The sequence below is a fragment of the Microbacterium sp. genome, assembly GCF_029263575.1.
In the GTDB taxonomy this organism is placed as follows: Bacteria; Actinomycetota; Actinomycetes; order Actinomycetales; family Microbacteriaceae; genus Microbacterium.
This window is the reverse complement of record NZ_JAJUFV010000188.1, coordinates 1-5,059: the sequence shown is the minus strand read 5'-3', so window position 1 is coordinate 5,059 and position 5,059 is coordinate 1. Positions and strand designations below refer to the sequence as shown.

6 protein-coding genes and 1 pseudogene are annotated in these 5,059 nt (G+C 66.0%); 1 reads left to right on the top strand and 6 read right to left on the bottom strand.

All coding sequences use genetic code 11. The annotated features are described in order from the left end of the window. The 5 genes from Q1J95_RS14315 to Q1J95_RS14295 form a co-directional block, all read right to left on the bottom strand. Nucleotides 1-482: ribonuclease III family protein (locus tag Q1J95_RS14315; RefSeq protein ID WP_300268740.1), on the bottom strand; the 482-nt coding region annotated here is incomplete at its 3' end. A gap of 17 nt (nt 483-499) precedes the next feature. Continuing rightward, a complete protein-coding gene (gene rpmF, locus Q1J95_RS14310; protein WP_300268738.1) occupies nt 500-709 on the bottom strand; it encodes a 50S ribosomal protein L32 in 210 nt (69 codons plus the stop codon). Nucleotides 710-711: 2 nt separating this feature from the next. After that, nucleotides 712-1,263: a DUF177 domain-containing protein gene (locus Q1J95_RS14305; protein ID WP_300268741.1), complete on the bottom strand. Its 552-nt coding sequence runs from the start codon at nt 1,261-1,263 to the stop codon at nt 712-714. Between the two features lie 76 nt (nt 1,264-1,339). Next, nucleotides 1,340-1,837, bottom strand: coding sequence for a pantetheine-phosphate adenylyltransferase (coaD, locus tag Q1J95_RS14300; protein WP_300268736.1), 498 nt, complete (start codon nt 1,835-1,837; stop codon nt 1,340-1,342). A 47-nt stretch (nt 1,838-1,884) separates the two neighbouring features. Continuing rightward, on the bottom strand, nt 1,885-4,062 hold the full coding sequence (locus Q1J95_RS14295; RefSeq protein WP_300268733.1) for an ATP-dependent DNA helicase RecG: 2,178 nt from the start codon (nt 4,060-4,062) through the stop codon (nt 1,885-1,887). Nucleotides 4,063-4,106: 44 nt separating this feature from the next. On the opposite strand from Q1J95_RS14295, the gene rsmD reads away from it, so the two are divergent. Then, on the top strand, nt 4,107-4,679 hold the full coding sequence (rsmD, locus tag Q1J95_RS14290) for a 16S rRNA (guanine(966)-N(2))-methyltransferase RsmD (protein WP_300268731.1): 573 nt from the start codon (nt 4,107-4,109) through the stop codon (nt 4,677-4,679). Here the strand turns inward: rsmD and Q1J95_RS14285 are convergent. Further along, a pseudogene (locus tag Q1J95_RS14285) lies at nt 4,649-5,059 on the bottom strand (thiamine-phosphate kinase); the annotation flags it as partial. The gene rsmD and the pseudogene Q1J95_RS14285 overlap by 31 nt on opposite strands.

Below are 5,059 nucleotides of genomic sequence, written 5' to 3'. Positions count from 1 at the left end.
TCCATCGCCGCACCGTAGCGCTCGGGATCGGCCAGCAGCGGCTCGGTGAGGCGCAGCACCAGATCGGTCGCGGCATCCGGGCCCGCCGAAAGATAGGTCGCACCGATCACAGCTTCCATGGTGTCGGCAAGGATCGAGTCTTTGTCGCGCCCGCCGGTCTGTTCTTCGCCACGGCCCAGCAGCAGGTGCTCGCCGAGACCGATGCTCCGCGCGACCTCGGCGAGAGCCACCGTGGAGACGACACTCGCCCGCCGCTTGGCGAGCTGGCCTTCGTCGATATCGGGCAGCGTCGTGAACAGCATCACCGTGACTGCCTGGCCGAGGATCGAGTCGCCCAGAAACTCCAGGCGCTCGTTATGCGGGATGCCACCGTGCTCGTAGGCATACGAGCGATGTGTCAGGGCTAACGCAAGCAGCTCAGGGTCGATGTCGACCCTGAGCTTCTCAGCGAGAGGCGTTGCTCTTGTGTGGACCCCTGTCACGATCGTGAGACCGTGAATCAGATGTCAGAGACCTTGCGGCCCTTGTACTCCATGAACAGCTCGGTGCCCTGCGAGTCGGTGACGACCTTCGCCTGGTGGGGGCGGCTGTAGACGGTCTTGCCGTTCTCAACGGTCTTGACGAGGGCCGGAGCCTCTGCCTTCCACTGCGCGCGGCGCGAGCGGGTGTTCGAACGGGAAACCTTGCGCTTCGGGGGGTTACCAGCCATGGCTAACTCTCTTCTGTGTTCTCGGGAGCACGGCTGTCTGCCGTGTTCCCCTGGTCTGTGATCTGCTGGAGCGCACTCCACCGAGGATCGATGGGAGCGTCCTGCTCGATTTCGGCGCTTTCGGTCAGTCGCTCACCTGTGACCGGGTCGAGCCCGAGGCAATCCGGCTGACACACCGGCTGAAATGGAAGCGACAATACGGCCGCATCCCTGACGACGATTTCAAGATCCACGTGGTCGTCTTGAACTTCGAAGTCAGTTTCTTCCTCACCAGGATACGCGAAAAGCTCCTGGAACTCGACTTCGACGGGCTCGGTGATGTCTGTCAGGCAGCGTCCGCATACGCCGGTGTACTCGGCATCCGCCGTTCCCGAGACCAAAATTCCCTCATGCACGGCCTCGAGGCGCACCTCGAGATCGAACTCGGCACCGACCTCATACGAGACGATTCCCTCGCCCCACTGCTCTTTCAGAGCGACAGAAAACGAGTGTTCGCGCATCTCGCCCGGGTGCCGGACGATGTCACGTGCCGGCACGACAAAGGGGCCGTTCAATCGGGTCTTCACCCTTCCATGCTACCGGCCAAGCCCCGACATGGGGCTGGGAATGTCCGCTCGGCAGCGCCGCGGATCAGAGCCCTCGCGCACCCGTGTCGAGGAAAGCCGCCACCGCCCGCGGCACGAACGGCGCGACGTCTCCTCCAAGCCCGGCCACCTGCCGCACCAGCGAGCTCGAGACCATGGCGTGCGAAGGATCGGGCAGCAAGAACACCGTCTCGATCTCGGCGAGATGGCGGTTCACGATCGCCATCGGCGATTCGTAGGCGACATCGATCTGCGAGCGGATGCCTTTCACCAGAACGCTCGCGTTCACATCGCGCGCATAGTCGACGAGCAAGCCCATGCTCCACGAGCCGACCACGATGCGCCCGCTCATTCCATCTTCAGCGATCGACTGCTCCAGCAGTGACAGACGCTGTGCGATGGGGAGCATCGCTTCTTTACCCGGGTTGTGCACGACGAGCACGTGCAGTTCGTCATAGAGCTTGGCCGCCCGACGAATCACATCGAGGTGCCCGAGGGTGGGCGGGTCAAAAGAACCGGGTACGACGGCGATCCGGTTGCTCACGTCGTCTTCTTCGATCGATCAGTGAAGGCCATGCCACCAGCCTATAGTCAGTTCTTGGCCAGCGCCGCCCGATCGTTCTCGGACACGCGACGGGCGATGACGTCGCGCAGGCCGGGGTGTGCCTCCAGCTGCGGATCGGTCTGAAGAATCTGCTCCGCGAGCTCGCGCGCCCTGGCGATGAGCTTCGAGTCTTTCACGACGCGCAGCAGTTTGAGTGACGATCGGATACCCGACTGGGTGGAGCCGAGTACGTCTCCTTCGCCGCGCAGCTCGAGGTCGACCTCGGCGAGGGCGAATCCGTCGAGCGTGGCCGCCACCGCGTCGACTCGCTGACGCGCAAGCGCCCCCTCTTCGGCCTCGGTCACCAGCAGGCAGAGCCCCCGCACGGTGCCGCGCCCCACACGGCCACGAAGCTGATGCAGCTGTGAGACACCGAACCGGTCGGCGTCGAGCACGATCATGGCAGACGCGTTCGGCACGTCGACGCCGACCTCGATGACGGTCGTCGCGATCAGCAGGTCGATCTCACCGCGGGCGAAAGCGCGCATGACCGCGTCTTTTTCCTCGGCGGGCATCTTGCCGTGCAGCACAGCGCGCTTGAGTTCACCGACGGTCGGATGCGTCGCGAGAAGCTCATCGAGCTGTACGACGCCCCACCGCGGCCCGGTCGGAGTCTCGCTCTCGGGCACGGCCAGCGCCTGCTCGTCTTCGACCGTCTCCTTCGTCGTGTCGATCGCCGCGCACACAGCGAACACCTGGTGCCCTTTCGCGATCTCTTCGGCGGCACGATCCCACACTCGAGTGAACCAACCGGGATGTTCCGCCAATGGCGCCACGAACGTGTCGATACCCGCCCGACCAGACGGCATCGTGCGAATCACGGAGGTGTCGAGATCGCCGAACACGGTCATGGCGACCGTGCGCGGAATCGGTGTCGCCGTCAACACGAGAGCGTGCGGGCTGGATCCTTTCGCCCGAAGGGCCTCGCGCTGTTCGACGCCGAAGCGGTGCTGCTCATCGACCACTACCAGCCCCAAATCGGCGAAGGTGGTCTTCTCGCCCAGCAGCGCATGTGTGCCGACGACGATGAGCGCCTGTCCCGAGGCGACGCGCAGCGCAGCCTTTCGCCGTTCCGGCGCTGAGAGCTGGCCGGTCAACAGCGTCGGCATCAGCAACGGTGCCAGCTCCGGCCCCAGCATCCGGGTGATCGAGCGCAGGTGCTGTGCCGCCAGCACCTCGGTCGGGGCGATGAGGGCGCACTGTCCGCCCGACTCAGCGACCTGCAGCATGGCGCGAAGCGCGACCAGCGTCTTGCCCGAACCGACCTCGCCCTGCACGAGACGATTCATCGGCCAGCTGCCGGTGAGATCGCTCATGATCTGATCGCCGACAGTCTTCTGGTCGGCCGTCAGCGTGTATTCCAGGGCCATGTCGAATCGCTCGAGCAGCCCACCTTCGCGCGCCGGGCGCGCCGTCGCACTGAGCGATCGCACCTCAGCGCGTTGCTGCAGCAGAGCCGTCTGCAGCACGAGAGCTTCGTGCATGCGGAGGGTCCGCACGGCCGGGTCGACCTCGCCGCTGGTCTGCGGCCGATGCACCTGAATCAGCGCCGTGCGTGCGTCTAAGAGCCCTTCACGCTGCCTGACCTCTGCCGCGAGCGGATCGGGCACGTCGCCCAGCTGCGGTAGCACCTTTTCGACCAGCTCACGAAACTGTGAGGTCGATATGGCTGAGGTCGCCGGATAGATCGGAATCGGCCGACTGGCCCGGTCGTCCGCACGGGCCTGTGCGGTGGCTTCGTCGTCGAAGAGCTCGTACTGGGGGTGAGCGAACTGCGTGACGTCGCGGTACGAGCCGACCTTGCCTGAGAACACACCGCGCCGGCCAGGGCGCATCTCCGTCGCACGCCACTGCGCCTGGCGAAAGTCCTTCGCGAAGAAGGTCAGCGACACCCGGCCGTTTCCGTCGCCGATGATGACGTCGGTCATCGCCCCCGGACGATTGCGCATGACGCGCGGCGTTGCTGAGAGCACCTCGGCGACGATCGTCACGGTCTCCCCCACGGGCAGGTCGAGAATCGGCGTGAGCTCGGCAGGATCGGCGTAACGGCGCGGATAGTGCGCTAGCATTTCGCCCACCGTGGTCATCTCGAACGCGCGCGCGAGCTTCTTCGCCACGGGCGGGCCGAGCGCGTCAGACAGGCTCGTATCGAGGGTGAGGGCCATGGCTAAAGTCTAGAGAACACCGCAGACACCAATAGGCTGAACGGATGACGAGGATTATCGCCGGCAAAGCACGCGGTCTGCGCCTCGATGTGCCAGGCACCGGAACGCGGCCGACGAGCGACCGTGTGCGCGAATCCCTGTTCGGCGCCCTGGAATCAGCGGATGCCATCGCCGGTGCCCGCGTGCTCGATCTGTATGCCGGCTCCGGCGCGCTCGGACTCGACGCGCTCAGCCGCGGCGGCGCGAGCGACGACCTCGTCGAGCGCTCGCGCGCCGCGGCATCCGTCATCCGTCGAAACCTCCACGTCGTCACCAAGGCGATGGGCACGGCATCCGCACGGGTACATGAGAGCGGCGTCGGCGCATTTCTCGGGCGCGTCACCGGGCCCTTCGACCTCGTCTTCTCCGACCCGCCGTACGACGTCGACGACCAGCAGATGACGGCTGATCTGCTTGCCCTGGCTCCGCTGCTCTCAGCAGACGCCATCGTCATCATCGAACGCACACGACGAAGCGCTGCGCCCGAGGCCATCGGTCTCGAGGTGTTCCGTGAGAAGCAGTATGGCGACACCGCTCTCTGGTGGCTTCAGCCGGTCGCGGAGTCCCAGTCGCGGTAGGGGTCCCAGCCGACGTTCTCGATCGGCGCGCCCTCGCACAGCAGGGCGTCTGCGCCCTGTGCGCGGACGGTCCCGATCACGCGGAATCCCGGAGGCAACGCATCCGGCCCGAAGGTCGCGAGCAACGCATGATCCTCGCCGCCGCCGAGAGCGCGCTCGAAGTTGTCGCCGAGCGCGACCCGGACCAGGTCAATCGTCACCTCGGATGCTGTGGCCAGGCGCCCGGCATCAATCGCCAACCCATCCGAGATGTCCATCATCGCGGTGGCACCGGCGACGGCAGCGACCGGTCCGAGACCGATCGGCGGTGACGGGCGCAGCTGCGCCGACAGAGCCGCCCGCTCCCCCGCCTGCAGCACTGCCGTGTCGATCGGCACCGG